22 protein-coding genes are annotated in these 26,898 nt (G+C 56.2%); 12 read left to right on the top strand and 10 right to left on the bottom strand.

Annotated features, from left to right (window positions below; translation table 11 throughout):
• Nucleotides 1–25 precede the first annotated feature (25 nt).
• From IXC47_RS00450 to IXC47_RS00440, 3 genes are all read left to right on the top strand, one after another.
• Complete coding sequence (locus IXC47_RS00450; protein ID WP_124573425.1) at nucleotides 26–244, top strand: TOBE domain-containing protein; 219 nt, start codon at nucleotides 26–28, stop codon at nucleotides 242–244.
• 80 nt (nucleotides 245–324) lie between these two features.
• A complete protein-coding gene (locus IXC47_RS00445; protein ID WP_195874385.1) occupies nucleotides 325–1,170 on the top strand; it encodes an EAL domain-containing protein in 846 nt (281 codons plus the stop codon).
• Complete coding sequence (locus tag IXC47_RS00440) at nucleotides 1,167–1,718, top strand: RBBP9/YdeN family alpha/beta hydrolase (RefSeq protein ID WP_195874384.1); 552 nt, start codon at nucleotides 1,167–1,169, stop codon at nucleotides 1,716–1,718. The genes IXC47_RS00445 and IXC47_RS00440 overlap by 4 nt, the downstream gene beginning before the upstream one ends.
• A gap of 15 nt (nucleotides 1,719–1,733) precedes the next feature.
• On the opposite strand, the gene IXC47_RS00435 is transcribed toward IXC47_RS00440, so the two are convergent.
• The 4 genes from IXC47_RS00435 to IXC47_RS00420 all read right to left on the bottom strand — a co-directional run bounded on the left by IXC47_RS00435 (nucleotide 1,734) and on the right by IXC47_RS00420 (nucleotide 5,785).
• Nucleotides 1,734–2,102 carry a c-type cytochrome gene (locus IXC47_RS00435; RefSeq protein ID WP_175625248.1) on the bottom strand — a complete coding sequence of 123 codons (369 nt, stop codon included), beginning with the start codon at nucleotides 2,100–2,102 and terminating at the stop codon, nucleotides 1,734–1,736.
• A 73-nt stretch (nucleotides 2,103–2,175) separates the two neighbouring features.
• The gene (locus tag IXC47_RS00430) at nucleotides 2,176–3,303 is read right to left on the bottom strand and encodes an aminotransferase class V-fold PLP-dependent enzyme (protein ID WP_175625249.1); all 1,128 of its coding nucleotides are present in this window, start codon (nucleotides 3,301–3,303) and stop codon (nucleotides 2,176–2,178) included.
• A 197-nt stretch (nucleotides 3,304–3,500) separates the two neighbouring features.
• Nucleotides 3,501–4,655: an ACT domain-containing protein gene (locus tag IXC47_RS00425; RefSeq protein ID WP_195874383.1), complete on the bottom strand. Its 1,155-nt coding sequence runs from the start codon at nucleotides 4,653–4,655 to the stop codon at nucleotides 3,501–3,503.
• 218 nt (nucleotides 4,656–4,873) lie between these two features.
• Nucleotides 4,874–5,785, bottom strand: a complete 912-nt coding sequence (locus tag IXC47_RS00420) for a LysR family transcriptional regulator (protein ID WP_195874382.1) — start codon at nucleotides 5,783–5,785, stop codon at nucleotides 4,874–4,876.
• A 107-nt stretch (nucleotides 5,786–5,892) separates the two neighbouring features.
• Here IXC47_RS00420 and metE point away from each other — a divergent pair, with 107 nt between their 5' ends.
• The 4 genes from metE (at nucleotide 5,893) to IXC47_RS00400 (ending at nucleotide 10,299) form a co-directional block, all read left to right on the top strand.
• Entirely contained in the window at nucleotides 5,893–8,184 is a 2,292-nt protein-coding gene (gene metE / locus IXC47_RS00415) for a 5-methyltetrahydropteroyltriglutamate--homocysteine S-methyltransferase (RefSeq protein ID WP_195874381.1), read from the top strand.
• Between the two features lie 202 nt (nucleotides 8,185–8,386).
• Entirely contained in the window at nucleotides 8,387–8,842 is a 456-nt protein-coding gene (locus IXC47_RS00410; RefSeq protein ID WP_195874380.1) for a hypothetical protein, read from the top strand.
• A 35-nt stretch (nucleotides 8,843–8,877) separates the two neighbouring features.
• The gene (locus IXC47_RS00405; protein WP_195874569.1) at nucleotides 8,878–9,777 is read left to right on the top strand and encodes a DUF2145 domain-containing protein; all 900 of its coding nucleotides are present in this window, start codon (nucleotides 8,878–8,880) and stop codon (nucleotides 9,775–9,777) included.
• A 12-nt stretch (nucleotides 9,778–9,789) separates the two neighbouring features.
• Nucleotides 9,790–10,299 carry an AAA family ATPase gene (locus IXC47_RS00400; protein ID WP_195874379.1) on the top strand — a complete coding sequence of 170 codons (510 nt, stop codon included), beginning with the start codon at nucleotides 9,790–9,792 and terminating at the stop codon, nucleotides 10,297–10,299.
• 61 nt (nucleotides 10,300–10,360) lie between these two features.
• Here IXC47_RS00400 and IXC47_RS00395 read toward each other — a convergent pair whose 3' ends face one another.
• Together IXC47_RS00395 and IXC47_RS00390 are read right to left on the bottom strand one after the other, a co-directional pair.
• Nucleotides 10,361–11,572, bottom strand: coding sequence for an MFS transporter (locus IXC47_RS00395; protein ID WP_230089322.1), 1,212 nt, complete (start codon nucleotides 11,570–11,572; stop codon nucleotides 10,361–10,363).
• A 55-nt stretch (nucleotides 11,573–11,627) separates the two neighbouring features.
• On the bottom strand, nucleotides 11,628–12,299 hold the full coding sequence (locus IXC47_RS00390; RefSeq protein WP_230089321.1) for a TetR/AcrR family transcriptional regulator: 672 nt from the start codon (nucleotides 12,297–12,299) through the stop codon (nucleotides 11,628–11,630).
• 126 nt (nucleotides 12,300–12,425) lie between these two features.
• Here IXC47_RS00390 and IXC47_RS00385 point away from each other — a divergent pair, with 126 nt between their 5' ends.
• Both IXC47_RS00385 and IXC47_RS00380 read left to right on the top strand, forming a co-directional pair.
• Nucleotides 12,426–13,232, top strand: a complete 807-nt coding sequence (locus IXC47_RS00385; protein ID WP_195874377.1) for a ParB N-terminal domain-containing protein — start codon at nucleotides 12,426–12,428, stop codon at nucleotides 13,230–13,232.
• Nucleotides 13,233–13,311: 79 nt separating this feature from the next.
• Nucleotides 13,312–13,965 (top strand): response regulator, encoded by a 654-nt coding sequence (locus tag IXC47_RS00380; protein ID WP_195874376.1) that lies wholly within the window; start codon nucleotides 13,312–13,314, stop codon nucleotides 13,963–13,965.
• 12 nt (nucleotides 13,966–13,977) lie between these two features.
• Here the strand turns inward: IXC47_RS00380 and IXC47_RS00375 are convergent, their stop codons facing one another.
• Nucleotides 13,978–15,777 carry an ATP-binding response regulator gene (locus tag IXC47_RS00375; RefSeq protein ID WP_195874375.1) on the bottom strand — a complete coding sequence of 600 codons (1,800 nt, stop codon included), beginning with the start codon at nucleotides 15,775–15,777 and terminating at the stop codon, nucleotides 13,978–13,980.
• Between the two features lie 100 nt (nucleotides 15,778–15,877).
• Between IXC47_RS00375 and IXC47_RS00370 the strand changes: the two genes are divergently transcribed.
• The 3 genes from IXC47_RS00370 (at nucleotide 15,878) to IXC47_RS00360 (ending at nucleotide 22,997) form a co-directional block, all read left to right on the top strand.
• A complete protein-coding gene (locus tag IXC47_RS00370) occupies nucleotides 15,878–19,729 on the top strand; it encodes a two-partner secretion domain-containing protein (RefSeq protein WP_195874374.1) in 3,852 nt (1,283 codons plus the stop codon).
• A 71-nt stretch (nucleotides 19,730–19,800) separates the two neighbouring features.
• Nucleotides 19,801–21,498: a ShlB/FhaC/HecB family hemolysin secretion/activation protein gene (locus IXC47_RS00365; protein WP_195874373.1), complete on the top strand. Its 1,698-nt coding sequence runs from the start codon at nucleotides 19,801–19,803 to the stop codon at nucleotides 21,496–21,498.
• Nucleotides 21,499–21,626: 128 nt separating this feature from the next.
• Nucleotides 21,627–22,997, top strand: a complete 1,371-nt coding sequence (locus IXC47_RS00360; RefSeq protein WP_230089320.1) for a putative bifunctional diguanylate cyclase/phosphodiesterase — start codon at nucleotides 21,627–21,629, stop codon at nucleotides 22,995–22,997.
• Here IXC47_RS00360 and IXC47_RS00355 read toward each other — a convergent pair.
• The 3 genes from IXC47_RS00355 to IXC47_RS00345 are packed head-to-tail and all read right to left on the bottom strand — an operon-like array spanning nucleotide 22,990 to nucleotide 26,847.
• Nucleotides 22,990–24,030, bottom strand: a complete 1,041-nt coding sequence (locus IXC47_RS00355; protein ID WP_195874372.1) for an XdhC family protein — start codon at nucleotides 24,028–24,030, stop codon at nucleotides 22,990–22,992. The two genes, IXC47_RS00360 and IXC47_RS00355, sit on opposite strands and share 8 nt — an antisense overlap.
• A 17-nt stretch (nucleotides 24,031–24,047) precedes the next feature.
• The gene (locus IXC47_RS00350; RefSeq protein WP_195874371.1) at nucleotides 24,048–26,384 is read right to left on the bottom strand and encodes a xanthine dehydrogenase family protein molybdopterin-binding subunit; all 2,337 of its coding nucleotides are present in this window, start codon (nucleotides 26,382–26,384) and stop codon (nucleotides 24,048–24,050) included.
• 1 nt (nucleotide 26,385) lies between these two features.
• On the bottom strand, nucleotides 26,386–26,847 hold the full coding sequence (locus IXC47_RS00345) for a (2Fe-2S)-binding protein (protein WP_195874370.1): 462 nt from the start codon (nucleotides 26,845–26,847) through the stop codon (nucleotides 26,386–26,388).
• Between the last annotated feature and the right edge of the window lie 51 nt (nucleotides 26,848–26,898).

Below are 26,898 nucleotides of genomic sequence, written 5' to 3'. Positions count from 1 at the left end.
TTTTAACCCACACGAAGGAAATAGCATGAGCATCGAAAAAATCAACGCACGTAATCAATTCAAAGGAAAAATCAGCACCATTATCGAAGGCCCGGTCGTCTCGGAAGTCGATGTGGAAACACCAGCCGGTATCGTGACTTCGGTCATCACCACACGCTCGGTCAAGGATCTGGAATTGAAGATCGGTACTGAAGTGGTGGCACTGGTGAAAGCGACTGAAGTGTCGCTCGCCAAACTGTTATGAACCTAAGGCGCTTCTGAAAGCGTGCCTGCGATGGGCGCAGGCGCTTTCAGATGTCTCCTTGATGATCAAGGAAGAGCAGTATGACTTTCCCCGCCTTGCAACAATACTTATCGCGCCTGCATGCGGCGCCCCAGGCCGACAGTAGCTTGTGGCTGGACCAGCAGGGACGTGCCCACGGACGCTACTTCAATTCCACGCTGACCAGTGCCTTCCAGCCGATACGCACGCCAGAATCAGGCGGCATCATCGGTGTGCAGGGTTTCATGCGCAGCTATTCCAAGAATGACACCGGCCTGAGTATCTGGAAATTGCTGGATACTGGCGCCACCGATGAACAATCGATAGAACTGGATAGATTGTGCCGCCTGCTGCATGCGGTCAATTTCTATCGTCAGCCGGAAATGGTGGATTACGACCTCTACCTCAGCGTGCACGCGCGCCTGCTGGCAGCGGTCGATAGCAATCACGGCATGTCATTCCGCCGCATACTCGATGTACTCGGTTTGCCGCACAAGAAAATCGTTTTGCAATTGCCGCTGATCCAGCCGGATCAGGCCTGGCTGCTGAACTATGTTGCTGACAACTATCGCCGCAATGGTTTCCGCCTGGCAGTGAATGCTGCGAATGCGCGCCAGGGGCTGGATCTGCTGGAGCAGGTGCAGCCGGATGTGATTAAGGTTGACGTGCGAGAAATCACCGATGAAGCCGCTACCCTGGACTTGCTCAGCGTGGCAGGTGAGAAGAATGTGAAGCTGGTTTTCAAACGTGTAGAATCAAGCCAGATTTACGACAAGCTGCGCAAGCTGGGTGCCCAGGCACAACAAACCATACTGGCGCAGGGTTATTTGTGGGATCAACCCAAGGCTAGCTTTGCGCAGGATGCGAGCGAGCCGGAAGCAATTGCGACGGCAGGCCTGGAATCATGACCCTTCCTTATTTATCCGATTATCGCGTACTGGTGGTGCCGGGCTTGCACGGCAGCGGCCCCGAACATTGGCAATCACGCTGGGAACGTTTGTATCCCGGCTTCCAGCGCGTCGTGCAGGACGATTGGTCGCAACCCGACCTGACACGCTGGGCGCAGCGCATGACCGAAGTCCTGAGTGAGTCGGATCAGCCTACGCTGATCGTCGCGCACAGCTTTGGTTGTCTCACCACCATGCAGGCAGCGAGTCATGGTCGCTTTGACCTGGCAGGAGCCTTGTTGGTCGCACCGGCCGATCCGGAAAAGTTCGGGGTCGATGACATCTTGCGCGATGCGCGCCTGCCATGTCCGTCCATCGTCATCGGCAGCAGCAATGATCCGTGGATGGCAAGCAATCGTGCGGCTTACTGGGCTGATATCTGGGGTTGCGGTTTCCTCAGTGCGGGTGCACTCGGACATATCAATGCGGAATCCAATCTGGGTGATTGGGAGCAGGGCTTGCGCCAGTTACAGACCTTGCTGGACATGGTGCATCCCAGCTGCAACTAGTTTGCTGACGCCTGTTTATTTGAAGGTTTGCAGATAAGCCAGCAAGTCGGTCAGCTGCTTCTCATCACTGATGCCGAAAAAGCGCATCTTGTTACCCGGCACTACATCATCTGTCGATTTAATGAAGGCACGCAGGTTGGCCTCGGTCCATACCACGCGCGAAGAACTCATCGCCTTGGAATACTTATAGTCTTTGGTCGTGCCTGCAGTACGTCCCACGATGCCATTCAATTGCGGACCAAAGTTGCCGCGTGCAGATGGTCCTACCTGATGGCAATTCGCACATTTGGCAAATACGCGTTTGCCAGCGGCGACGTCACCTGCTGCGTGGCTGGTAGAAGCCAGTACGCTGAGCGCGAGCGACATCAATAAATTCTTGTACATGTTTGGATGGGAACTATCGCATGCGTGATGGCTGAATTCCATCACGCATGATCGATAGCGAGGTACGCAGGTTTTAGCCTAAGGTGTCCAGAGCTTTGGACAGATTGGCTACCGTGCGTTCGATGTTGTGCAGCTTGTCGAGGCCGAACAGGCCGACGCGGAAGGATTTGAAGTCTGGGCGTTCATCGCATTGCAATGGCACGCCAGCTGCGGTTTGCAAACCGGCTGCGACAAATTTCTTGGCCGACTGGATGCCGTCGTCGTTGGTGTAGCTGACGACTACGCCTGGAGCCTGGAAGCCTTCGGCTGCCACGCTCTTGTAGCCTTTGGAGGTCAGCAGTGCGCGTACCTTGTCGCCCAGCTCCTGTTGTTCGGCACGGACTTTGTCGAAACCATATGCAGCGGTTTCTTCCATCACGCCACGCAGGATGGTCAGTGCATCGGTCGGCATGGTGGTGTGGTAAGCCACTGCACCTTGCTCGTACGATTCCATGATTTGCAGCCATTTGCGCAGATCGCAAGCGAAGCTGGTGCTTTGCGTGGATTCGATTTTTTCGCGGGCGAGGGAGCTCAGCATGATGAAGGCGCAACCAGCGGAAGCGCTCCAGCCTTTTTGCGGTGCGCTGATCAGGACGTCAACGCCGGTCGCTTGCATGTCGACCCAGATGGTGCCGGAAGCGATGCAGTCGAGTACGAACAAGCCGCCTACCGAATGCACGGCATCCGAAACCTGGCGCAGGTAGTCGTCTGGCAGCATGATGCCGGAAGCGGTTTCTACGTGCGGTGCAAATACGACTGCCGGTTTGATTTCTTTAATGGTCGCAACGACTTCAGCGATAGGTGCCGGTGCGAATGGTGCTTGTGCCGAATCTTCCAGCTGGCGTGCTTTCAATACTGTGGTCGCGGCAGGGATGCTGCCGGTGTCCAGGATCTGGGTCCAGCGATAGCTGAACCAGCCGTTGCGCAGGATCAGGCATTGCTGCTTGGTTGCGAACTGACGGGCAACCGCTTCCATGCCGAAGGTACCGCTACCTGGCATGACGATGGCGGATTGCGCCTTGTAGACATGTTTTAAAGTCTTGGAAATGTCACGCATGACGCCTTGGAAGCGTTCGGACATGTGATTGATCGCGCGATCTGTGTAGACGACGGAGTATTCAAGAAGACCGTCGGGATCGACGTTGGGTAATAGACCTGGCACGTTTGCTCCAGCAATAATAAAGAAATTCGGCCTGAACAGGGATTACCTGGCCAGGCCACAAAAGGCATGAAATGCCGAAAAGGAGAGATTTTACCAAAGTAGCGCGCTGAACTCTGGTTAATGCTCAGAATGTCCGCCGAATTACAACTTAATTAGTTATTTGGCATGTCGGAATGCCAATCCGGCGGATTTCAGTCTCAGGCTGCTGCAGGCTTCTCACCGAGGGCGATATCGACTGTCATTTCGTGGGCCAGTGCGCCCAGTTCCTGACGCAGCTCATCGATCGACAGCTTGCCTGGTACCAGCAGGTGCGCACCGATTTTAAAGGTTTGCTTGCCGGAGACACCACTGCGTACGATTTCGGTGTGGATGCTCTCGATGCTGATATTGCGCTCGGCCAGCATCTTGGTCAGGCTGCTGACGATGCCGACGCGGTCGTCGCCGACCAGCTCAAGCTCGACGCTCTTGATCGAGTCGGACAGATTGGCACCATCGCTCTTCGCCACGACTACTTGCAGGCCGCTGGAATCCAGGCTGCGCAATGCGTTGGTCAAGGCTTCAGCATTTTCGCGTGGCACTTCGAAGTGCACCATACCGGCGAATTCACCGGCCAGGCGTGTCATACGGCTGGCGGCCCAGTTTGCGCCGTAGCGTTCTGCACGTTCTGCCAGCGAACGCACGATGCCGTGACGATCGGTGCCGACGATGGAAACGATGAGGGCTACGGTATTGGATTCGACTTCTTCTGCCAATACGACCGAGCGACGGATCATCGGTGCCTTGGTGGCGAAGCGCTGGTCTTGTTCAAACGCTGGCAGTGCATTGTGTTCCGCTGCGTAGTGGATGACCTGGCTCAACAGTTTCAGGCCCATAGGTGCGAGTGCACGCTCCCACAGTTCACGTGCGCTTTCGCCTTTTTCGACGAAGCACCAGTCTTGCGCCGCGATCGCACCTGCATCCCAACCGTCGGCCAGGTGATAGATGGAGCCGCCAGCGATAGGGTCGCCTTCGAGTATGGTCCATTCGACTGCGGCTATGCCACGGTGTCTAGGCAACAGGGAAGGGTGATAACCGATACCGCCGAGGCGGGCGCGGGCCAATGCTTCATCGCTGACGCGGGCATGGGTGTGGGCGGCGAGGATGACGTCGGTACCTTCGGCAATGGCTTCACCCGGCACGAAGCGCGGGTTTTCCATGATATGCAGCGGTACACCGGCAGCGCGCGCTGCTTGTGCCAGGCGGTCATCTTCCGACGGCGCGACGATGCTGGTGAATTCGATACCTTCTTCCTTGCGCAGCGTCTCAAATACCAAGGCGCCGAAATAGCGCGAACCTACCAATGCACATTTCATTTTTATCTATTCCTCAATTTATCTAAAAGCGTTAAATACAAATTTGAAACACGGCGTGCAAGCTGCGATGCACTGCCTTTAAAACGGTAGTCGTATGACGTATGAACTGCTGCCTGAGGCTACTGGATCTACAGAGAAATCTCACTATACAGCGCGCAAGGATACCAGAAAGGGATCGCCGGTAAGCCACGTCACAGTTGACCATACGGCAAGCAGCCTTACGATTTTTCGCCTTTATTAAACGACGCCACCGGCTCCCGCGCCTGCGCAATAAAGGCTTGCAGGTAGTCGGTATCGAGGTCGGCTTCACGCGCGCCGAGGAAAATCTGTTTGGCAATACCGTCCGCTCCCAGACGTACCGGTACCACGTCCATTTTGCTGGCGTATTCCTGCACCAGCCAGCGTGGCAATGCCGCCACACCACGACCGCTGGCCACCATCTGCAGCATGATGTCGGTGGTCTCTATGGTCTTGTGACGCTTCGGTGTGATGCCCGCAGGCAGCAGGAACTGGTTGTAGATGTCGAGCCGGTCGGTGGCAACCGGATAGGTGATCAGGACTTCGCTCATCAGTTGCTCAGGTTCGACATACTTTACTTTGGCCAGCGCGTGCTTACGCGGTACCACCAGCACTTGTTCGTAGTCGAATACCGGTTCGAAGTGCAGGCCGGGTTTGTACAGCGGGTCTGGTGTGACCAGCAAATCGATTTCATATGCAAACAAGGCACCGATGCCGCCGAACTGGAATTTCTGTTTCACGTCGACATCGACATCCGGCCAGGCCGTCAGGTAAGGCGACACCACTTTCAGCAGCCATTGATAGCAGGGGTGGCATTCCATGCCTATGCGCAAGGCGCCGCGTTCGCCTTGCGAAAACTGACGCAGCCGTTCCTCGGCCAGCGTCAGTTGCGGCAGCACGCGATTGGCGACCGCCAGCAAATATTGCCCCGCTTGCGTCAGGCGCAGCGCACGTCCTTCGCGCACCCAGATATCGGTGCCGAGTTGCTGCTCCAGTTTCTTCATGCTGTGGCTCAGCGCGGATTGCGTGACGTGCAGCACGTTGGCGGCTCCGGTCAGGGAGCCTTGTTTTTCTACTTCGAGGACGACGGCGAGGTGGATGCGCTCTAACATGGTCTAATTCAATGCATGAGTGAAATTCATGTATGTCTGAGATAATACCATTTTACTTCATGAATTGCGCATCCTATTATTCTCGTTCTTGTTTTCTGGAGCGAACCATGACCACCATACACAACCTCGGCTTTCCCCGTATCGGCGCAAAGCGTGAATTGAAATTTGCACTCGAATCCTACTGGAAGGGCGAGTCCTCGCGCGACGCCCTGAAAGATCTGGGTGCACAACTGCGCAAACGCCACTGGGACAACCAGGTCGGTCTGGATCTGGTGCCGGTCGGCGACTTTGCGTTCTACGATCAAATGCTCGACATGAGCTTCACGCTGGGCAACCTGCCTGAGCGTGTGCGTGGTTTCCACGGCGACGCGCTGGACAACTACTTCCGCGTTGCGCGTGGCCGTTCGGCACAAGGTGCAGAAGACCACAGTGCTTGCTGTGGCGGTGTCGCGGCAGGTGAAATGACCAAATGGTTCGATACCAACTATCACTACATCGTGCCTGAGTTCACAGCTGCAACCGAATTCAAACTCGACACCACACGCTTGCTGGAACAACTGGCAGAAGCCAAGGCGCAAGGCGTCAAAGGCAAGCCAGTCATCATCGGCCCTATCACTTACCTGGCGCAAGGCAAGGCCAAAGACGATCTGTACAAACTGGCTTTGCTGCCACGTTTGTTGCCGGTGTATGCGCAATTGCTGGATGCACTCGCAGCACAAGGTGTGGAATGGGTACAGATCGATGAACCTATCCTCGTCACCGAGCTGGACACCGATTGGCAAAACGCATTCAAGGCTGCCTACGATCAATTGAAAAACAGCCGCGTCAAATTGCTGCTGGCGACTTACTTCGGTCAATTGCTGGAAAACCGTGCGCTGGCTGCGAGCCTGCCGGTTGCGGGTTTGCACGTCGATGCGATCAATGGCCGCGATGACGTATTGCCGCTGATCGATTTGCTGGGCGCTGACAAAGTGCTGTCGCTGGGCGTGATTAACGGCCGTAACATCTGGAAAACTGATCTGACTGCCGTGCTGGACTGGGTAGAGCCACTGGCCAAGCGCCTGGGTGAACGCCTGTGGATCGCACCGTCGTGCTCCTTGTTACACGTACCGGTCGATCTGAACAGCGAACAAAAACTGGATGCAGAGATCAAGTCCTGGCTCGCCTACGCGATTCAGAAGCTGGATGAATTGCGCGTGCTGGGTAAAGCGCTGCGTACTGGTCGTGACTCGGTGCAAGCAGAGCTGGCTGAGAACAAGGCAGCGCTGGCAGCACGCCGTGCGTCACCACGTGTCAACAATCCGGCCGTGCAGGCAGCGATTGCGAAGATCGATGCAGGCCTGGGCAAACGCGACAGCACTTATGCGTTGCGTGCGAAGAAACAGGCAGCATTGCTGAAGCTGCCTGCGTACCCGACCACGACTATCGGTTCCTTCCCGCAGACCGCTGAAATTCGTCACGCCCGCAGCGAGTTTAAAGCTGGCCGTCTGGATGATGCGAGCTACAAGATCGCGATGCAGGCTGAGATCGAACGCAGCGTGCGTGAACAGGAAACACTGGGCCTCGACGTGCTGGTGCACGGTGAAGCCGAGCGTAACGACATGGTTGAGTACTTTGGCGAACAACTGCAAGGCTATGCCTTCAGCCAGTTCGGCTGGGTCCAGTCCTATGGTTCGCGTTGCGTGAAACCGCCCATCCTGTTCGGCGACATCAGCCGTCCACAAGCGATGACAGTCGAGTGGAGCACCTATGCGCAATCGCTGACCGAGAAACCGATGAAGGGCATGCTTACCGGCCCGGTCACCATGTTGAACTGGTCTTTCGTGCGTGACGATCAGCCACGTTCGGTATCGTGCAAACAACTCGCGCTGGCGATTCGTGACGAAGTGCTGGATCTGGAAAAAGCCGGTGTACATGTGATCCAGATTGACGAAGCTGCGTTGCGCGAAGGTTTGCCGCTGCGCAAGTCGCAATGGCAGGATTATCTGGACTGGGCGGTGGAATCGTTCCGTATTACTGCAAATGGCGTGGAAGATGAAACCCAGATCCATACCCATATGTGCTATTCGGAGTTCAACGACATCATCGCGTCTATCGCTGATATGGATGCAGATGTGATCACCATCGAAACATCACGTTCGGATATGGAGTTGCTCGATGCATTCGACAACTTCAACTATCCGAACGAGATCGGACCTGGTGTTTATGACATCCACTCGCCGAACATTCCGACCCAGGAGCACATGGTGCAACTGATGAAGAAAGCGGCAGAGCGTGTACCGGCAGAGCGCCTGTGGGTGAATCCGGATTGCGGTTTGAAAACACGTCAATGGGCCGAGGTGCTGCCAGCACTGAACAATATGGTGGCAGCAGCGAAGACACTGCGCGCTGCAGCCTGATCGCAGGTGTTCGATTGTAGTTCTTACAAAAAGCCCGCTGACAGCGGGCTTTTTTCTTTCTAGCTAAATTTAACGGAGATTTAATTCCGCCAGGACGCCGGACAATATAAGATCTAGGCATAGCTTGCTTTGCGAACTCTGCTGCACACTGTGTGGTCAGAGAGCTTATCCCGGTTCGATGAAATCAGAAGGAGTCTCCATCATGAACTTCCCAGTTAGTTTGCGTCTTGCTTGCCTTGCTGCAATAAGCGGTCTCGCCTTCACAGCACATGCTGAGAGTCTGCCGTCATCGGCGTCGAGTGCGGGTTCCGCTTCCAGCGGCAGCGTCTCTGCGTCGCTGCATGAATCCAGCGACAGCTCGAGCAAGGATGAAAAGCGCGCCGACGGTGACTACCGCATCATCGACGTGGCCGAAGCACCGGAACGCGCTGATTTCCGTCGCGTCACCATGCAGGCCGATGCCTCACAGCAACGCATCGTACTCGACCTGCCTGCCAATATCCTCGACAAGCAAGGCCTGGGTCGCGGCGACCTGGTCTATGCACAGAACCGTGTATATGGACTGGAGTTCGCTCGTAGCGATACGCGTGAAGCTTTCTATCTGGTGCTGGCCGACAAATGGCATGAAGAACTCACACCGCGCATAGTTGGTCTGTGAGGTTCGGGCTATCCCTTGTAAGCGCGTTAGCCCTTATTAGCGCGCTTATAGTTACCAGCACTGTTACCAGCGTCGCATATGCCGCTTCCGGCTCATCAGCCGCATCCAATTTCTGTGATCGCGCACATCAACTCACCGCAGCACAGCAAGACCGCATCCTGCGCTTTGCTGGTGTTGTACGTGAAGAGTTAGCTGCTGTTAATTCCGATACGGTCCTGATCAGCCGTTCCGGCCTCGACCTGTCACGTTTCCAGATACGTTATTCGCATGCTGCCATTGCGTGGCGCGATGAAGACAAGGTGTGGACTGCGCGTCAGCTCTACTATGCGTGCGAAGAAGAACGTCCGCGTATTTTTGACCAGGGCATGGCAGGCTTCGCGATGGGGATAGACAATCCATCGCTAGGCTATATCTCTATCGTCAAGTTACCCGAGCAGGCGGCGCAGCGTTTGCGCCAGGCGGCACTGGATAAACAGCGCGCGCTGCGCTTGCTGGCAGCGACCTATAGTGCCAATGCTTATGTCTATGCGCTGAACTACCAGAACTGCAATCAGTGGGTCATGGAAACACTGGCGGCAGGGTGGGGCGATCTGCCTGACGGTGTAGACTTGCGTGCCCGCGCACAGCTCTGGTTGCAGCAGGCGCACTATGCGCCGGAGCCGACAGCTGTCAATTCGCATTGGCTGATGTTTGCCTCCAGCTTTGTTCCCTTGCTGCATCTGGACGATCATCCGGCCGAGGATAGGTATGCACTCAAGCTGAAAATCAGTTTGCCCGCCACCGTCGAATCCTTTGTCCACCAACAGTACCCCGACAGCGAACGGGTAGAGATCTGTCATGACGGCAAGCAAGTCGTCGTACATCGTGGCTGGACGCCTATCGCCGATGGCTGCGTACCCGCAGCGGGTGATCGGGTCGTCCCGCTTGATAGTTAGAACTCATTTCATATGCGCATACTTATTACCGGTGCCGCCGGTTCAGGCACTTCGACCCTGGCTGCGGCCGTTGCTGATGCGACGCAGGCCAGCTGTATAGAGACCGACGATTATTTCTGGTTACCCACCGCTCCGCCGTACCAGCACAAGCGTGATGCGGTGGAGCGCGCGGCGGTCTTGCTGCACGATATACGTAGTCATCCGAATACGGTGGTCGCAGGTTCGCTGATCGATTGGGGGCAGGAACTGGAGCATGCATTTGATTTGATCGTCTTCCTCTACATCCCAACCGAGCTCCGACTGGCACGTCTGAAGGTGCGCGAAGAACGTCGCTTCGGTAAAGCTGATCCGGCATTTCTGGCCTGGGCAGCACAATATGATGCTGGTACTGCAGAAGGTCGCAGTCTCGAGCGGCATAATTTATGGCTGAGTACGCGCAAGTGCGAGGTGCTGCGACTGGAAGGTGACCTGTCACCAGAAACGCGCTTGCAACGGGTGTTGACGGCAAGCGCAGAAAAATAAAAAAGCGAACCCGCGGGTTCGCTTTTTTAACGTACTTACTGCTTGAATTAAAACATGTACTTCACTCTTTTTCCGTTGCGAAGTACAACAAGCCTATCACCGGCAACGACAATCCGACCCACGAAGCCAGTTCCCAGCCGCCGTGTGCATATGCCCATGCACCAACTGACGAACCCAGTGCGCCGCCGAAGTACCAGATGATCATGTACACGCCGCTGACACGGCCGCGTATCTCACTACCTAGGCCGAAGATCACACGCTGACCCAGTACCAGGGTCGCGGTAGCGCCAAAGTCCAGCATGATGGCAGCGACGACCAGCAAGGCCAGCGCCAGTGGCGATCCGGCTTCTGCAATATGCGTGATCAGGAAGGCGATGGCGACGGCCAGCATGCCCAGCGCGGTAGCAGGTTTGGTCCAGCCGCGATCGGAAGCACGTCCGGCAATTGGTGCTGCGATGGCACCGGCGACGCCAGCCAGCGCAAACAAGGCAACACCTGTTTGCGACAAGTGGAAGACCGGGCCAGTCAGTAGCAGAGGCGTGACGGTCCAGAACAGGATGAACGCGGCGAACTGGAAGAAGTGATAAATCGCGCGTCTGCGCAAGACCGGGGTTTGCCGTGCCAGCGTCAGCATCGAGCCGAGCAAATGCCCATAGCTGAATTTACCTTGTGGCCTGCGGGTCGGCAAAGCGAAGTGCAATGAAATCGCCAGCAGTGTCATGACCGCCGCCGACACAATGAATACCGTATGCCACGAACTATGATCAGCGATCAGGCTGGATATAGGACGCGCCAGCATGATGCCCAGCATCATGCCGCTCATCAGGTTGCCGACAGTACGACCACGAACACTTTCCGCTACCAGGTGTGCGGCGTGCGGTACCAGGATGGGGACGGTGACGGAGCCTAGTCCGAGCAATATGCATGCGAACAAAAATCCTTCTGCCTTGGTCGCCAGTGCCGCACCGATCAGGGCAAGTATGCTGACCGCCATCACGCTGATGGTGAGGCGCTTGGTTTCTATCAGGTCGGCCAGCGGCACGACGAAGATGAGGCCGGTGATATAACCCAGTTGTGTCAGGGTCACGATCAGACCCGCTGCCTGCAAGGAGAGACCAAGATCCACGCTGATCAGGCGTATCAGCGGTTGTGCGTAGTAGACATTCGCGGCGATCAGGCCGCAGGCCAGCGCCAGTAAAAATGTCAGCCACGAGGGCAGGGCTTGGGCGGTGACAGGTATCGTGCCGGGTAATGTTTTGCTTAACATGCTCATCCTATCAAATACTTTAAATAAGGAAATAAATATTTCCTAAATTGTCAAAAAAAAATTAATCGAGGGTTTTCATCGCTGCATCGACCACAGCCATTAACTCTTTGCGGGTACGACCTGCCTTGCCGATCACGATGAGACCCTGCATCAGGCACAACATCAGTCGCGCGGTTGCTGCATTGTTGCTGCTGGCGGCGATGCTGCCATCTGCCTCACCTGTCTTGAGTAACTCGGCGATGATGACTTCACGTCGTTTGAAGGAGTCTTTGGCACGATTGGCGATTTCGTCGTCGAAGGTGGCCAACTCTACCGTGGTGCTGACGATGAGACAGCCTTGCTGTATGTCTGCATCGCAATTCGACACGCCTGCATAAAACATCAGCGCGGCGCGCAATTTATCGCGGCCGGATTTTTGCGCGGCGATCATGTCACGCAAGGCGGCTTGCCGTATCGATAGTTGCCGGTCGATCGCAGCGAGGAAGACTCCGCGCTTGTCCTTGAAAGCTTTGTAGATACTGCCTACCGTCAGCTCCATGGATTCCGCGATGTCATTGATGGACGCGCCGTGGAAACCCCGCGCGCAAAACAAAGGGATGGCTTTGTCGAGTGCGTCATCCATATCGAATTCGCGTGGGCGGCCGCGCGGATTGGACAAGTTGCTGGAGTGGGTCGATGGTTTCATGACGCGATTATGGAAGTGATCGTTTCCGAAGTCAATATCCGGTGTCAAATATTTTCCGGATTGTTGAAACAGTAACTATCCGGGTTGGTGACTGATCGTCGCTGCTGTGGAATTACTTTGCGACATCGTCGTGCCTGTGTGTAAACTACCGCCTTACTCATTTTTTGCTGAACCATGACCACCATTACCGTCAACGAAGAACTGAAAGCCTATATAGATCCATTGACCAGCGACGAATATGCGGCGCTGGAGCGTAGCTTGCTGGCGGAAGGTTGCCGTGATGCGCTGGTGTTATGGGGTGATTTGCTGATCGATGGTCACAATCGTTACGGTATCTGCCAGAAACACGGCATTGCCTTTAACACGAGACAAAACGAAACCTTCAAGTCGATGGACGATGTCCACCTGTGGATGATAGATAATCATCTGGGGCGACGCAGCGTATCTGACTTCCAGCGCGGCATACTGGCTTTGCGCAAGAAGGAGATCCTGTCGGCGCGCGTGGCGCAGGTGAAGGAAGCCGCGCCTGCTGAGGCAGATGCGGAAGCCAGCACTGCAAGCGCAGCCGAGCCACCGTTGAAACGTGATGTCATCGCCAAGGAAGCACGTATCAGCAGCGTGACGCTGGGCCAGATAGAAAAAATCCAAAAGACTGCAACGCCAGAACTGGTGCAGGCGGTAAAGACCGGTGTGGTGTCCATCAATGCCGCCGCCGCGATTTCTTCGCTACCGGAAGAGAAGCAAAAAGAAGCGGTCGCCGGTGGCAAGAAGGAATTGCGTCAGGTTGCACGCCAGGTGCGTGAAGCAAAACTGCCACCCAAGCCCGAGCCGGTACCACCACCAGATGATGCGACACCGGATCAAATCACCATTCATAAACTGAATCTGAAAATCGCTGAACTGAACGAAGAACGCGATCAGTTGAAAAAGAAAGTGCAGCACCTGACCATCGCACTCGCTGAAGCACGCGGCGGACAGTAAGCAAATCAGGGCGCAGGCATAGTTCCAATTAAGCGATAATGCGAGTCAGCTAAGGCCAGCGCAAGCCAAGGAGACGCCAGTGTCATCTGTATTACTGATCGACGATCATGCTATGTTCCGCGAGGGACTGACGCTGGCATTGGTGCAGGCTGATCCGACGCTGCAGATACATAGCGTTGCCAGCGGCAACGAAGCCCTACAGCTGGTACAAACGGAAACGGCAATCAGCACCGTGATGATGGATTACTACCTGCCGGATATCGGTGGTGGTGCGCTGCTACAGCGTTTGCGTCAACTCCGGCCCGGCTTGCGCATACTCGCGCTGTCCGCCTCGGAAGATCCGGATGATGTGCGACATGCACTGGCCAGCGGTGCGCATGGCTTCATCCATAAATCAGCAGATAGCAAAACCCTGTTTGCCGCACTGAGCAGTGTGATGCAGGGGCACGGTTATTTGCCGCCGACTTTTGACAGCCTCGCGACTGCGGATAACACGCATGGCAACAACGACGATGATGCATCCCTGCTGAGTCGGCTGACGCCACGGCAGACCGAAGTACTAAGACTGATGTGTGATGGTTTGCGTAACGGCGAAATTGCCGAACAACTGGGTATGACGGAAAAAACCGTGAAAGCCCATGTCACTGCAGTGTTATCCGGACTCGGTGTACTTAACCGTACGCAGGCGACACTGGTTGCACGTCGCGCAGGTTTGCTCGGCAAGCCGCGCTAAATATTCGCAGATTCAGAGCGGTGTATTAACGGCGGCTTCAGTCGCGCCGTGTTCCAGCATTTGTGCCAGCACGCGCCGCAGATGCGCAGCATCCACCGGTTTATGCAGCAAGGGCCAGGCGCGTGCCGAGGCTTCGATCAGGCGTCGCGGGTCGGTATCACCCGTCAACAGCACCGCCGGGATAGTGTCATCCGCATATTCCTCATGCAGGCGGTCTATCACTTCTATGCCGGTTTCATGTGCACGCAGGCGGAAATCACTCAGGATCAAATCAGGCTTGTGCGGGCAATGCGCTGCCGCTTGCAGGATGTCGTCGCCACTATGGCCGGTCACTACTTTGTAGTCCCAGGTTTCCAGCAGCAGGCGCAAGCCTTGCAGATTGTCTGCATCGTCATCAATCACGAATATCCATTGGCCGTCGGCTTTCGGTACTTCCGCTTTATGCGCGACCGGATCTGCAGTGTGCGCATCACCCAGCGGCAGGCTCAGGCTGAATACGCTGCCGCGTCCGGGGCGTGAGCGTAGTGTCAGTGGGTGCTTGAGCAGGTCAGCGGTACGACGCACGATCGCCAGGCCCAGGCCCATCCCTTTGCTGCGATCCCGTTCCGGATTGTCGACCTGGTGAAACTCCATGAAGATGTTTTCCTGTTCGGCTGCTGCAATACCGACGCCGCTATCCCACACTTCTATGCGCAGCGTGTTGCCACGGCGACGGCATCCTATCAGCACTCCACCGTTGCGGGTATGACGTATCGCGTTGTCGACCAGATTGCGCAGGATGCGGTCGAGTAAAACCGGATCAGATTGCACCACCGGCCACGGCCCTCTATGCAGGCGCAGTCGCAAGCCCTGTGCGCTGGCTTGCGGGGTGTACTCGAGCAGCAGTTGTTCGAGTATGGGTGCAAGGCGAAAGTGACGGCGTTGTGGCCGGATCACACCTGCGTCCAGCCGCGAGATATTCAGCAAGCCATCAAACAGACCACCCATCGCCAGCGTGGCGCGACCTATGTGATCGACCAGCTGCCGACTTTTTGGATTCAAATCCTGTTCACGCAAGACGCCAAGGTAAAGACTGAGCGCGTGCACCGGTTGGCGCAGGTCATGGCTGGCAGCGGCGAGGAAGCGTGATTTCGCCAGGTTGCTGCGCTCGGCTGCTTCCTTTTCGATGGCGAGTTTTTTCAGCAGGTCGGTATTTTCAAAACGCATGCGCAGCGAATCGAGTTGGGTGCGATACATGCGATGGGCAAAGGCCAGTGTCACCAGCAGATACAAGGCACCGGCTACTGCCAGGATATGGTGCACGCTACCCGGCAACAGCGCCAGGATCACGAAGGGTGGCGCGAAGTACGGAATCTCGAATGCGTACAGCAGGCGCAGGTGGATGCAGTAGGCGTAGATTGCGCCGGTACCCAGCGTCAGCAAGCCGACGATCAAAAACATTTGTTGCTCGAACGGTGCGTAGTACATCCAGTAGGCGTAGGGCAGGCCCCACAGCAAGCCTGCCGCTGCCGTGCTCCATAACGTCCATCGTTCCCAGCGTTGCAGTGCGCTTACGTCCTGCTCGTCGGCGCTGGCACTGCGATAGCGCAGCACGATGCCGAAACGGCAAGCCAGCAACAGGCAATTAAGTCCCAGCCACAGCAATAAATCGCGCATGGGGAAGACATCATGCAAAACCAGCACGATTAAAACAGCCGTCAACAAGGCGCCCAGTAACGAGAACGGGAAGTTATGGCGCAGCACCGCCATCTGGGCGCGGTAGATCTGATCGGCCTGCAGGCTATTGTTATTGATGGCGGAGGGCTGGCTCATGGAGTGGGATATGGGTAGCGACCGGGATCGAGCTTGTCACAATATTATTTAGATTGCATGAGACTTTAGTCCAATGTGGATATAAAGAAAGTTTTTTATCATGCCAGCCATTACACCATTAAGCGAGGCCGGCATGAACCACATCTATCGCGTGATCAGAAGCAGGACGCACGGCGCATTGGTCGCCGTCTCTGAACTGTCTGGCGGCGGCCGTCGCAACAAGCGTCGTAGCGCACGACGACTGGCGGCACTGCTGTCCGGCCTGCTGCCCGCAGCTCTGGCCTGTGCCGCGCCGGCGGGTGGGCAGGTCAGCGCTGGCAGCGGCAGCATCGCACAAAACGGCAATACCACCACCATCCAGCAAAACAGCGATCGCCTGGCGATCAATTGGAATAGCTTCAATATCGGTGCCAACGAAAGTGTGCGTTTCAACCAGCCGGGTGCGCATGCGATTGCGCTGAACCGTGTGCTGGGGCAAGACCCATCGCAAATCCTCGGCAATCTGTCGGCCAATGGCCAGGTGTTCATCCTGAATCCGAACGGTGTCCTGTTTGGCAATGGCGCACAAGTGAATGTGGGTGGCCTGGTCGCCACGACCATGAAGCTGAGCGACAACGATTTCATGAACGGCAACGGCAAGTATGTATTTACACCGGGCGGTGTGGCCGGAGCTAGTGTCGTGAACCAGGGTGAGATCAACGCTAACGGTGGCTACATCGCCTTGCTGGCACCGAAAGTCATCAACGAAGGCAAGCTGATTGCGGATGGCGGCAATGTGACGATGGCAGCTGGCACTGAAATGACTTTGACGCTGGCGGAGCATAGTTTGCTGACACTCAGCATAGACCAGGGCGCGGTAGATGCACTGGCAGCCAATCACCAATTGATACAGGCCGATGGCGGCGTGGTACTGCTCAGCAGCAAAGGGCAGGATGCGGTGCTGTCCGGTGTGGTTAACAATACCGGTGTGATCCAGGCGCGCACGGTCAGCAATCAGAATGGTGAAATTCGCCTGATGGCACATGGCGGTACTGCCATGGTCGACGGTAAATTGGATGCATCTGCCAGCGCCGGTGGCAATGGCGGCTTCATCGATACCTCCGGCGGCAAGGTCAAGATAGCAGACAGTGTGCAAGTCACGACCGCCGCAGCACATGGCAAGACCGGCATGTGGCTAATAGACCCGAACGACTTCATCATCGCCAACAGCGGCGGCGACATCACGGCCAGCACCCTCAGCACCATGTTGGGTGGCACCAATGTGACCTTCAAGACAGTGAACGATGGTCATGCCGGTAATGGCGATATTTTCGTCAATGACGCCGTGAGCTGGAACTCGGCGAATACCCTGACACTGGAAGCAGAGCGCAATATCAACCTGAATGCCGCGATCAACGCGGGTCAAGGTGGTTTGACGCTGAATGCCGTGAACACCATCAGCGCACCGGCAGCGGTGAACGTCAAAACCTTTACGCTGAATGGTGGCAACTGGATACAAAACAGCAGCAACCTGGCTGCCTTCAGTGCACAGGACTTCCGCATCAACAACGGCAGCTTTTTACGTGCCGCCGGGGGTGATGGCAGCAGCGGCAATGCGTATCGGATTACAGATGTCTACGGTTTGCAGGGCGTGGGCAGCAGTACCGCCTTGCTGGCAGGCAGCTATCGCCTGACGAATGATATCGATGCCACCGGCACCGCGAACTGGAATAACGGTGCCGGCTTTATGCCTATCGGTAATCTCGGCAATTCTTTCAAAGGTAATTTCGACGGCCAGGGATATGTAGTCGCGAACATGACCATCAATCGCCTGTCGCAGAACTATGTAGGCTTGTTTGGCCAGGTAGAAAACGGCAGTCTCAGCAACATCGGCGTCATCGGCGGTAACTTCGTCGGCGCTGCATATGTCGGCGCGCTCGCTGGTTCCTTGCTGAATTCGTCAGTGCACAATGCACACGCCACCGGAAGTGCGAGTGGTAATGAAGGCGGTAGTGACTTTGTTGGCGGTCTGGTGGGCGTCAACTATCAGGGCAGCAGCATCACGAAATCCTTCGCCACCGGCACAGTGAGCGGTATCAATAACGTTGGTGGTCTGGTCGGCTGGAACTATGGGCAGATAGATCAGGCGTATGCCAGCGGCAATGTGAACGGACAGTTTGGTGTTGGCGGTCTGGTTGGGTTGAATGATGGAGGACAAATTCGCAATGCATATGCCACTGGTGCGGTTAGCGGCAACACGGGTGTCGGTGGCCTCATAGGCAATATCCAGGATGGCGGGCAAGTGCGCAATACCTATGCAACTGGAGCTGTCACCGGTAGCGGCAGCAATATCGGTGGACTGATAGGCAGTAATGAAATCCTGACGCCTGGAGCGTCACTTGCCACTATCGATGCCAGCTACTGGAACACACAGACCTCCGGACGTAGTGGTAGTGCAGGTGGTGAAGGTCGCAGCACGCTTGAAATGCAGGGCGGCGGCTCGCGTCCGATTTTTGCAGGCTGGGACTTTGCCAGTATCTGGAAGCAGGAAGCTGCGGCTCCGGTCTTTGCCTGGAATTTTGTTCCCAAGACGGTTGCATCTGTCACAGAGAATCAAGCTTTGACAGAAAACATCAACGCAGTGCAGGCGGCATTGGCACCCGATTTAAAAGGAAACATTAAGCCGATAGACATAGACAGCTTTATAAAGTCCGTTGATCCCAAGATCATTGAAACTATATTAAAAAGCCAGGCTGAGATATTTGCGGAGAATATGAAATTGCTCGCAGAGCAGTTGGCGAAATTCAAGGACTCGGTAGACATTAGCGATGCTCAGGCCCTCGCGAGTATTAACGGCATGATCGATAGTTTGATGGGTGATTTTGTGAAAACCGCGTTGGCAAATAGTGCAGTAAGCCCGGCTCAGTTGGCAGCCATGATTGCCGACTTAAACAAAAAAATGCCTGACGGCGTGCCTCCTGATTTGAGCAAAGCCCAGCCGCTGGATAAAACTCAGCCTAACTCATCTGCAGAGGCTGCCAAAGCGGCCAAGCAGGCAGAACTGGATGCCAGAAAAAATGCCCTCGGCGAGCGTAACGCGGAGCGCGATAAAGCGGTCGCCGAGCTCAAGGCGCAAGGCGCAACCATGACGGCTGCGGCTGATCAGATGATGTCGGATGCGGTAGCTAAGCTGTTGACGAGCATTGCAGACGCGAGATCAAAATTCCTGAATGCACAGGCCGCAACCCAGAAACCGGAAGTGGACAAGGTCGCTACCAATGGCACGACTAATGGGGCTGTTCCCTCCTCGCAGACTGATTTGGCGCGACTGGATGGCCTTAATCAGAAGAGCAGGGATTCGTACAATCAGGCGACGAGCTTCATCGCCGAAATGAGTGAGGTGATGAAAAAAATAATAGCTGAAATGGGTGACGTTGCACCTCCAGGCGCAACGTCCGCAACTCCGACACCAAGCCCGGTCGTTACTGATGGGACTGCCGTGTCAACCATGATAGCGGACATGATGGCAAAAGTGCAGGCAATGCGGCAAGCTGAGATTGCCCAAAAGCTGGGCGACACGAAGGCAATGCTAGATGCGGGAACCGCAGCTGCTGATCAGGCAATGGCTGCGGGGCAGCAGAAGTTTCAGAATGCAATCACCGCGGCAGCAGCCAGCATCGCAAACGGAGCAGTCAGTGCGTCCGGGGCAGCTACAGGTGCAGCGCTTGCAGCGACGAACGCCGCAGCTACGCAGGGCAGCAGAGCTAATGCAGTCCGGCCTAATCTGCGCGATGTCATGACTGCTCAGGCTACGAGCCCATCTACAGGCAGACCGGCGACTGGTGCAGGCTCGACAGCCAATGCGGTGGCTAGTGGATTGCAAGAGGCCGCCGCTTTAATCCAAAAAGGCCGGGTAATGGAGGCAGAAGCTGCGCAACGCCCGAACCGGGTTTCAGATTTGCTGGGTAAGTAGGCTTCCCTGTATATCCAGACGATGATGAAAATGTTTAAGTGTGTATGTCTATCTGTATGAAGAAAACCCGTATGTCGTTTGATCGTGCTTATGCACCATCCGGTCTGGTCCTGGCCTTGTGTTTAAGCAGTAGTGCAGTTGCGCTAGCGCAGGTCTTGCCGAATGCGGGCAGCACCCTGCGCGAGTCGCAGCAATCAGCTCCGGCCTTGCCCATGCCCGCGACGGGCACGATACAACTGCCACCGGAGCCGCAGGCACCCGTGCCTGCGGTCGATAGCATACGCTTCCAGGTGCAGGCATTTCGCATCACTGGGAATCTATCCATAGATAGCGCGCTGCTGCTGCCGCTGGTGCAGGATGTCATTGGTCCCGAGCGCAGCCTGAGCGAACTGGAGTCTGCGGCGGAACGCATTACCAGCTACTACCGCAAGCACGGTTATCTGGTTGCGCGTGCCTATATTCCGGCACAGGACATACAGAACGGCGTGGTCGAAATCGCGGTGCTGGAAGGGCATTACGACAAGGTCAGGCTGGAGAACCAGTCGGGGTTTTCCGACGCCATCCTGCAGCGCTACCTGACACCGCAACAGCTGGGTGAGACCGTCAGCGACGCAGAGCTGGAGCGTGCGATCCTGCTGATACAGGACGTCACGCAGGCGTCCCAGGCTGGCGGTAATTTGCAAGCGGGTGCTGTACCGGGCACTACCGATCTTACCGTCAAGGTAGGTGCGGCACCGCGTGTATATGCACGACTGGAAGCCGATAACTATGGTGTGCGCAATACCGGCCGCAACCGTTTCGGCGGTGCCGTGCAGTGGAACAATCCTACTGGTAATGCCGATCGCCTGGACGCACGCGTATTTACTACAGCCGACGGACAGGACTATGCACGCCTCGGCTATAGCATCGCAGTCGGTGGTGATGGCTTGCGCGTGGGTCTGGCCTATGTCGAATCACGCTATCAGGTGGGCGGCAATTTCGCGTCGCTGGATGCATACGGCCGCGCTGGTGTATGGTCAGCGACTGCCAGCTATCCGTTGCGACGTTCACGCGATTTCAATCTGAACCTGGAAGCCGGACTGGATCAAAAGTCCTTGCAGGATAATGTCGGTGCCTTTGCCAGCAGCACGCGCAAAACCAATCAGGTCGCGGGCCTGGGCTTGAGCGGTGATGTGCGCAATCGCATAGGTTCATCGGAAGGTACGACCACGTTCAGCCTGCGTGCCGAAAGCGGACAACTTGATATCGAGACGCCGCTGGCGCGCGAGATAGATGATTTGTCGGCGCGTACCAATGGTACTTACCAGCGCTACACCTATACGCTGGCGCAATATCAATGGCTCAATAACAGCACTATGTTGCTGCTCTCGGTCAACGGCCAGCAAGCGTCGAAGAATCTCGATTCGGCCGAAAAGATGTCCTTGGGCGGGCCCTTCGCAGTGCGCGCTTATCCCAGTGGCGAAGCATCGGGCGACCAGGGCTATGTGGCAACGGCTGAAATCCGCCACACCCTGGATCAACAACTGTTACCAGGTCAATTGATGCTGAGTGGCTTTATCGATAGTGGCATGGTGAAGACCAACGCGCAGCAGTTTATCCAGGGCGACAATCAGCGTCGCTTGTCGGGTGCGGGTGTCGGTGTTACGTTCGCGATGCCAAACCGGCTGGAACTGCGCGTGATGTACGCGCATAAAATCGGCAGTGAACCGGCGCGCAGTGATACCGATCGCTCCGGTCGCCTCTGGGGCATGCTGGCCCTAACCTTCTAAGCGTCGTTCTGACATAGCAGTTGATCATCCGGTTTCCGTTTTTTCTTGCTGTCAACATTGCTCCGGCGTAGACTTTTCTCCAATCGGCCTTGAATTCAAACTGGGAGCCGGACAGGGAGAAGCTATCTATGGATATGTCGGCCAACTTCATCAGCAAGCAGTCGCTACGCATGCGCCGTGCCTTGCTGCTGAGTTCCCTGGTGCTGGCTATCATTTCCGTGGTGTGGGGCGTGTATTTTGTCGCGCGGGGTAACTGGGATGTCTGGCCGCTGAATGTCGTTTCGGTTGCTGTTGCTGCTGCCACTGCGGCGCTGACATTGCGCGGCCATATACGCGCGGCTTCCATCACCATGTTTTGCGCGGTCTATCTCATCCTCTGTGTGTTTTGTACATTTCTCGATGTGCCGACGCCGGACGCTCCGCGCTCCAATCAAAATTACTTCCTCGTAGTCGCCTTGTTTGCCTGGCTGGTATTTAAGGGTGACAAGCGCTGGCTCAGGCATGGCATGGTATTCATGGCCTTGCTGGGCTTTGTCTTCTTTGCCAGCACTTCCTGGGTGCCGACGACCGCTTATGCGCTGGGGCCGGATGTCCGGGTAGCGGGCACTTGGATACACAACATCCTGGTGACCGGTTTGCTCTGGACCCTGCTGTGGGTGATGCAAGCCGATCTGTCTGAGCGCAATGTGATGGAAGCAGATTTGCGCAAGGCCGTGACAGCGAACCAGTTGATGCTGTATTACCAGCCACAGACCGGCAATGATGGCCGCATCGTCGGGGCTGAAGCGCTGCTGCGCTGGCAGCATCCGGTCAAGGGCATGGTGTCACCGGCAGACTTCATTCCACTGGCCGAGCAAACTGGTTTGATCCTGCCGATAGGACATTGGGTGCTGGGCATGGCTTGTGCGCAGTTGCGTAGCTGGGCAGCAAATCCGGAAACCGCCCATCTGTGCCTGGCGATCAATGTCAGTGCACTGCAGTTCAAGCAACCGGATTTCGTCAGTCAGCTGGTGTCGGTACTGGATAGATCCGGTATAGACCCGACCCGGCTCGAACTTGAATTGACCGAAAGCATGCTGGTCAACGATGTGAATGACATCATCAGCAAAATGCATGCGATCAAGGAAAAAGGCGTACGTCTGTCACTCGATGATTTCGGTACCGGTTATTCATCGCTGAGTTATCTGAAGAAATTGCCGCTGGACCAGCTCAAGATCGATCAATCCTTCGTGCGTGATATGTTGTTTGATTCAAATGATGTGACCATCGTACGTACAGTCGTCGAACTGGCACGCGGCATGGGTTTGCATGTGATAGCAGAGGGCGTAGAAACACAGGAACAAAGACAGTTCCTGGCTGCGCTAGGCTGCCTTTCCTATCAAGGCTATTTGCTGAGTCGGCCGGTGCCGAATGCCGAGTTTGAAGTGGTGGTGCGGGCCCATAATGCAGCGGCCCGTCTCGCAGATCAGGGCCCGCTTACCGCAGCATTAATCAGTTGACCTGCTGCGGCACGTGCTCCTGTTCTGCCACCGTCCACAGCGGCATTTCGATTTCATCTTTCGCTGCTGCCACGCTCATCTTGTCCGGCAGGGCGACACCATTCCGTATCGCGGTCAGTTCGGCGAGGATAGAGATCGCGATTTCTGCCGGTGTCTTGCTGCCTATATACAGCCCGATCGGGCCGTGCAGACGCTGCAATTGTGTATCGCTGAGATCGAATTCCTTCAAGCGTTCACGACGGCGCGCATTGTTGATGCGAGAACCAATAGCGCCTACATAGAATGCTTCCGATTTCAGTGCTTCCATCAATGCCAGGTCATCCAGCTTGGGGTCATGCGTGAGTGCGACCACCGCAGTGCGGCTGTCCATTTTCATTTCCAGTACCAGGTCGTCCGGCATCGCATGGATGACTTCTACATCAGGTACTTGCCATGCCAGGCGATACTCTTCACGTGGATCACACACCACCACCTGGTAATCCAGGCCGGTCGCGATCTGCGCCAGGAATTGCGACAGCTGCCCGGCACCTATGATCAGCAAACGCCAGCGCGGACCGTGGATAGTGGTCAGCACACCGAGTGTGAGATCCAGTGTCGCGCCAGTTGTGGCCGGGGCGAGGCGTACGGCGCCACTGTGCAGGTCGAGCTGACGCATGACCAGTTCGTGGCGCGTGACGTGTGCCAGCAATTGCTTGATCTTGCTCTTTTCCGCCAGTGGTTCGATGGCCAGTTTGATAGTGCCACCGCAGGGCAGGCCGAAACGGTAGGCTTCTTCCGCACTGATGCCATAGGTGACCAGCTCGGGTGCGCTGCGTTTTACTTCAGCACCGCGCACCCGTGCGATCAGGTCGTCTTCGATACAGCCGCCGGAGACCGAACCTATGATGCGTCCATCCTGCCGTATCACCATCATGGCGCCGACCGGGCGAGGACTGGAACCCCAGGTCTGCACCACGGTGACCAGTTCGCAGGCATGACCTTCATCCAGCCAGGCATCGGCAGCCTTGAGTACTTCGAGATCGATGCTATCCATAGCTATTCCTTATCTGCTCAGGATGTTTTTGCCTGCAGCTGATTCCGCACAGGCAGGTCGCGTATGCGTTTGCCGGTAGCCGCAAAAATGGCATTGCACAGCGCCGGAGCGATCGGTGGTGTTGCAGGTTCGCCAACACCGCCCAAAGGCACGTCAAAATCATGTTTGACAAAGTGCACACGGATTTCACGTGGTGCATCCATCGAGCGTATGACTTCATACTCATGGAAGTTACCTTGTTCGGCACGGCCATCCTTGAAGGTGATTTCACCCGTCAATGCCAGGCTGAGTCCCATGATGCAGGCGCCTTCCAGTTGCGAACGGATGCGATCCGGATTGATTTGCGGGCCGCAGTCAACGGCGATGTCGACACGCGGGATCGATAGCTCACCCTTGGCGTTGACGACTGCTTCGATGACGACAGCGACATAGGTGACGAAGCTGTAACTGACAGCGAGGCCGAGTCCATGTCCTTTCGCCAGTTTGCGGCCCCAGCCTGCTTTTTCGGTGGCGAGCGTAATGGTTTTACGCATGCGACCGGTATCCAGTGGATAGCGCTCCGGCGATTCACCGTAGTTCCATTCATCGGCCATATCCTTGGGATTGATTTTGCGCGACGGGCCGATCAGGTCCAGCAGGTAATCGCGATGGTCACGTTTGGCCGCTGCCGCCAGTTCGGCGACAAAGGATTGAATCGCAAACACGTGCGGGATGTTCGAAACCGAGCGGAACCAGCCTATGCGGGTATGCGCTTCGACTTCCGGTGCTTCAACCCGGAAGTTGGGTATGACAAACGGGATGTTGACAGCGGACATGCCGAGTTCGAATGGTTGTTCGCCTTTGGCTCCTTCCGCAAAGATGGAAGCAATCGTCGGCGCGGCAGTACGGTGCAGCCAGGCCGTCGGTTTGCCCGCTGCATCCAGTGCTACTTCCAGTCGTTCGACCGAGACAGTGTGGAAGTAATCATTGTGGATGTCGTCTTCGCGGGTCCATGTCACTTTGACCGGCACACCTTTCATCGCTTGTGACAACAAGGCCGCTTCTGCCGCGAAGTCGGGTTTGGACTTGCGACCGAAGCCACCGCCCAATAGCGTGACGTGTACGGTGACATCTTCCGGTTTGATTTTGAGATGAGTAGCGATGATTTCACGCGTCGCTTGCGGTGCCTGTACACAGGCCCACACTTCACACTTGCCATTGCTGACTTGTGCGGTTGCGGCTGGCGGCTCCATCGTCGCGTGTGCGATATGCGGCAGATAGTATTCCGCTTCCATACGACGCGATGATTTGGACAGCGTGCTCATGGTGTCGCCATTGTTGCGCACTACCTTGGCCGGTTTGCGCGCGGCTTCCTGCAATGTCTTTTTATATTCCACCGAGTTGTAGCTGGCGTGCTTGCCATCATCCCAGGTGATCTTCAGTGCTTCGCGCCCCTTCATGGCCGCCCAGGTATTGCTGGCGATGACCGCGATGCCGCCGAGCGGATGGAAGCCGGCGGGTGCCGGGCTGCCTTTCAGTTCGACGACCTGGATGACGCCAGGTACTTTGAGTGCTGCCGATGCATCGTAGCTGCTGACTTTGCCACCCATCACCAGCGGGCGTGCGATGACTGCATACAGCATGCCGGGCAGGCGTGTGTCTATGCCGTAGTGTGTGTTGCCGGTGACGATGTTTTTGAAATCGATACCGCGTGTGCTTTCCTTGCCGATGTAACGGAATTCGGCAGGTTTTTTCAGGCGTAAATCCTTGGTTGCTGGCGGCGTGATCTTGGCTGCGGCTTCGGCCAGTGCGCCATAGCCGAGACGACGGCCGGATTTGGTGTGTACCACTTCATGGTTTTTCGCACGGACTTCATCCGGTTTGACATTCCATTGCTGCGCTGCTGCGATTTCCAGCATCTGGCGTGCGGCTGCACCGACCCGGCGCATAGGCTCAAAGGAGTGACGCATGCTGCGTGAACCATCGGTGTTCTGGTTGCCGTATTTCTCTTCCAGCCCCAGCGCCTGGACGACCTTGACCTTGCTCCAGTCGGCTTCCAGTTCATCGGCCACCACCATAGGCAGGCTGGTGCGCACGCCTTGTCCCATTTCGGAACGATGCGCGACGATGGTGACGATGCCATCTGCACCTATCGATACAAAAGCCAGTGTGTCATCGACCAGACCGCCGGGCATGGCATCGCCGCCGTATTTCTTGATCTCGTCGCTGGTAGCGGCACGTACTATGCCGGAAGTGCCTATCGTAAGCGCCAGACCGGTGAGCGCACCGACGCCTTTGAGCCAGGTACGGCGGCTCATCGATGGCAGGGCAGGCAGCTGGGCTTCGTTGTTGTCGTTTTCAAATATGGTGCTCATCTTATGAACCCTTCTTGGCGGAGGCTTGTTTGATTGCAGCGCGTATGCGTGTGTAGGTACCGCAGCGACAGATGTTTCCGCTCATGGCCGATTCAATTTCGGCATCGGTAGGATGCGGCGTGGTTTTCAGCAGGGCGGCGGCGGACATGATTTGTCCCGACTGGCAGTAGCCGCATTGCGGTACGCCCAGATCTGTCCACGCCTGTTGCACGCGCTGGCCTACGCTGTCTTCCGCCATCGCTTCGATGGTGGTGATCTTTTGCCCGACCGCAGCAGAAACCGGTGTGATGCAGGAACGTATTGCCTGACCGTTGAGATGGACGGTGCACGCGCCGCACAAGGCCATGCCACAACCGAACTTCGTTCCCGTCATTCCCAGGTGGTCGCGTAATGCCCACAGCAAGGGGGTGTCGTCAGACAGGTCCATTTGATGTTGTTTGCCGTTGATAGTGAGAGTCGCCATGATTTTTTGGAGTGAGGTGGGATGAAATGCGGGTGACCAAAATTGCGCTAT

Source organism: Herminiimonas contaminans (genome assembly GCF_015645465.1).
Taxonomy (GTDB): Bacteria; Pseudomonadota; Gammaproteobacteria; order Burkholderiales; family Burkholderiaceae_D; genus Oxalicibacterium; species Oxalicibacterium contaminans.
This window is presented reverse-complemented; position numbering and strand designations above follow the sequence as displayed.

Coding starts and splice junctions, on each gene's coding strand:
- IXC47_RS00355 (WP_195874372.1), bottom strand. CDS start 24,030: ATGGATAGCATCGATCTCGAAGTACTCAAGGCTGCCGATGCCTGGCTG.
- IXC47_RS00360 (WP_230089320.1), top strand. CDS start 21,627: ATGGATATGTCGGCCAACTTCATCAGCAAGCAGTCGCTACGCATGCGC.
- IXC47_RS00440 (WP_195874384.1), top strand. CDS start 1,167: ATGACCCTTCCTTATTTATCCGATTATCGCGTACTGGTGGTGCCGGGC.
- IXC47_RS00385 (WP_195874377.1), top strand. CDS start 12,426: ATGACCACCATTACCGTCAACGAAGAACTGAAAGCCTATATAGATCCA.
- IXC47_RS00365 (WP_195874373.1), top strand. CDS start 19,801: ATGTCGTTTGATCGTGCTTATGCACCATCCGGTCTGGTCCTGGCCTTG.
- IXC47_RS00435 (WP_175625248.1), bottom strand. CDS start 2,102: ATGTACAAGAATTTATTGATGTCGCTCGCGCTCAGCGTACTGGCTTCT.
- IXC47_RS00370 (WP_195874374.1), top strand. CDS start 15,878: ATGCCAGCCATTACACCATTAAGCGAGGCCGGCATGAACCACATCTAT.
- IXC47_RS00445 (WP_195874385.1), top strand. CDS start 325: ATGACTTTCCCCGCCTTGCAACAATACTTATCGCGCCTGCATGCGGCG.
- IXC47_RS00410 (WP_195874380.1), top strand. CDS start 8,387: ATGAACTTCCCAGTTAGTTTGCGTCTTGCTTGCCTTGCTGCAATAAGC.
- IXC47_RS00395 (WP_230089322.1), bottom strand. CDS start 11,572: ATGAGCATGTTAAGCAAAACATTACCCGGCACGATACCTGTCACCGCC.
- IXC47_RS00425 (WP_195874383.1), bottom strand. CDS start 4,655: ATGAAATGTGCATTGGTAGGTTCGCGCTATTTCGGCGCCTTGGTATTT.
- IXC47_RS00450 (WP_124573425.1), top strand. CDS start 26: ATGAGCATCGAAAAAATCAACGCACGTAATCAATTCAAAGGAAAAATC.
- metE (WP_195874381.1), top strand. CDS start 5,893: ATGACCACCATACACAACCTCGGCTTTCCCCGTATCGGCGCAAAGCGT.
- IXC47_RS00345 (WP_195874370.1), bottom strand. CDS start 26,847: ATGGCGACTCTCACTATCAACGGCAAACAACATCAAATGGACCTGTCT.
- IXC47_RS00375 (WP_195874375.1), bottom strand. CDS start 15,777: ATGAGCCAGCCCTCCGCCATCAATAACAATAGCCTGCAGGCCGATCAG.
- IXC47_RS00350 (WP_195874371.1), bottom strand. CDS start 26,384: ATGAGCACCATATTTGAAAACGACAACAACGAAGCCCAGCTGCCTGCC.
- IXC47_RS00400 (WP_195874379.1), top strand. CDS start 9,790: ATGCGCATACTTATTACCGGTGCCGCCGGTTCAGGCACTTCGACCCTG.
- IXC47_RS00420 (WP_195874382.1), bottom strand. CDS start 5,785: ATGTTAGAGCGCATCCACCTCGCCGTCGTCCTCGAAGTAGAAAAACAA.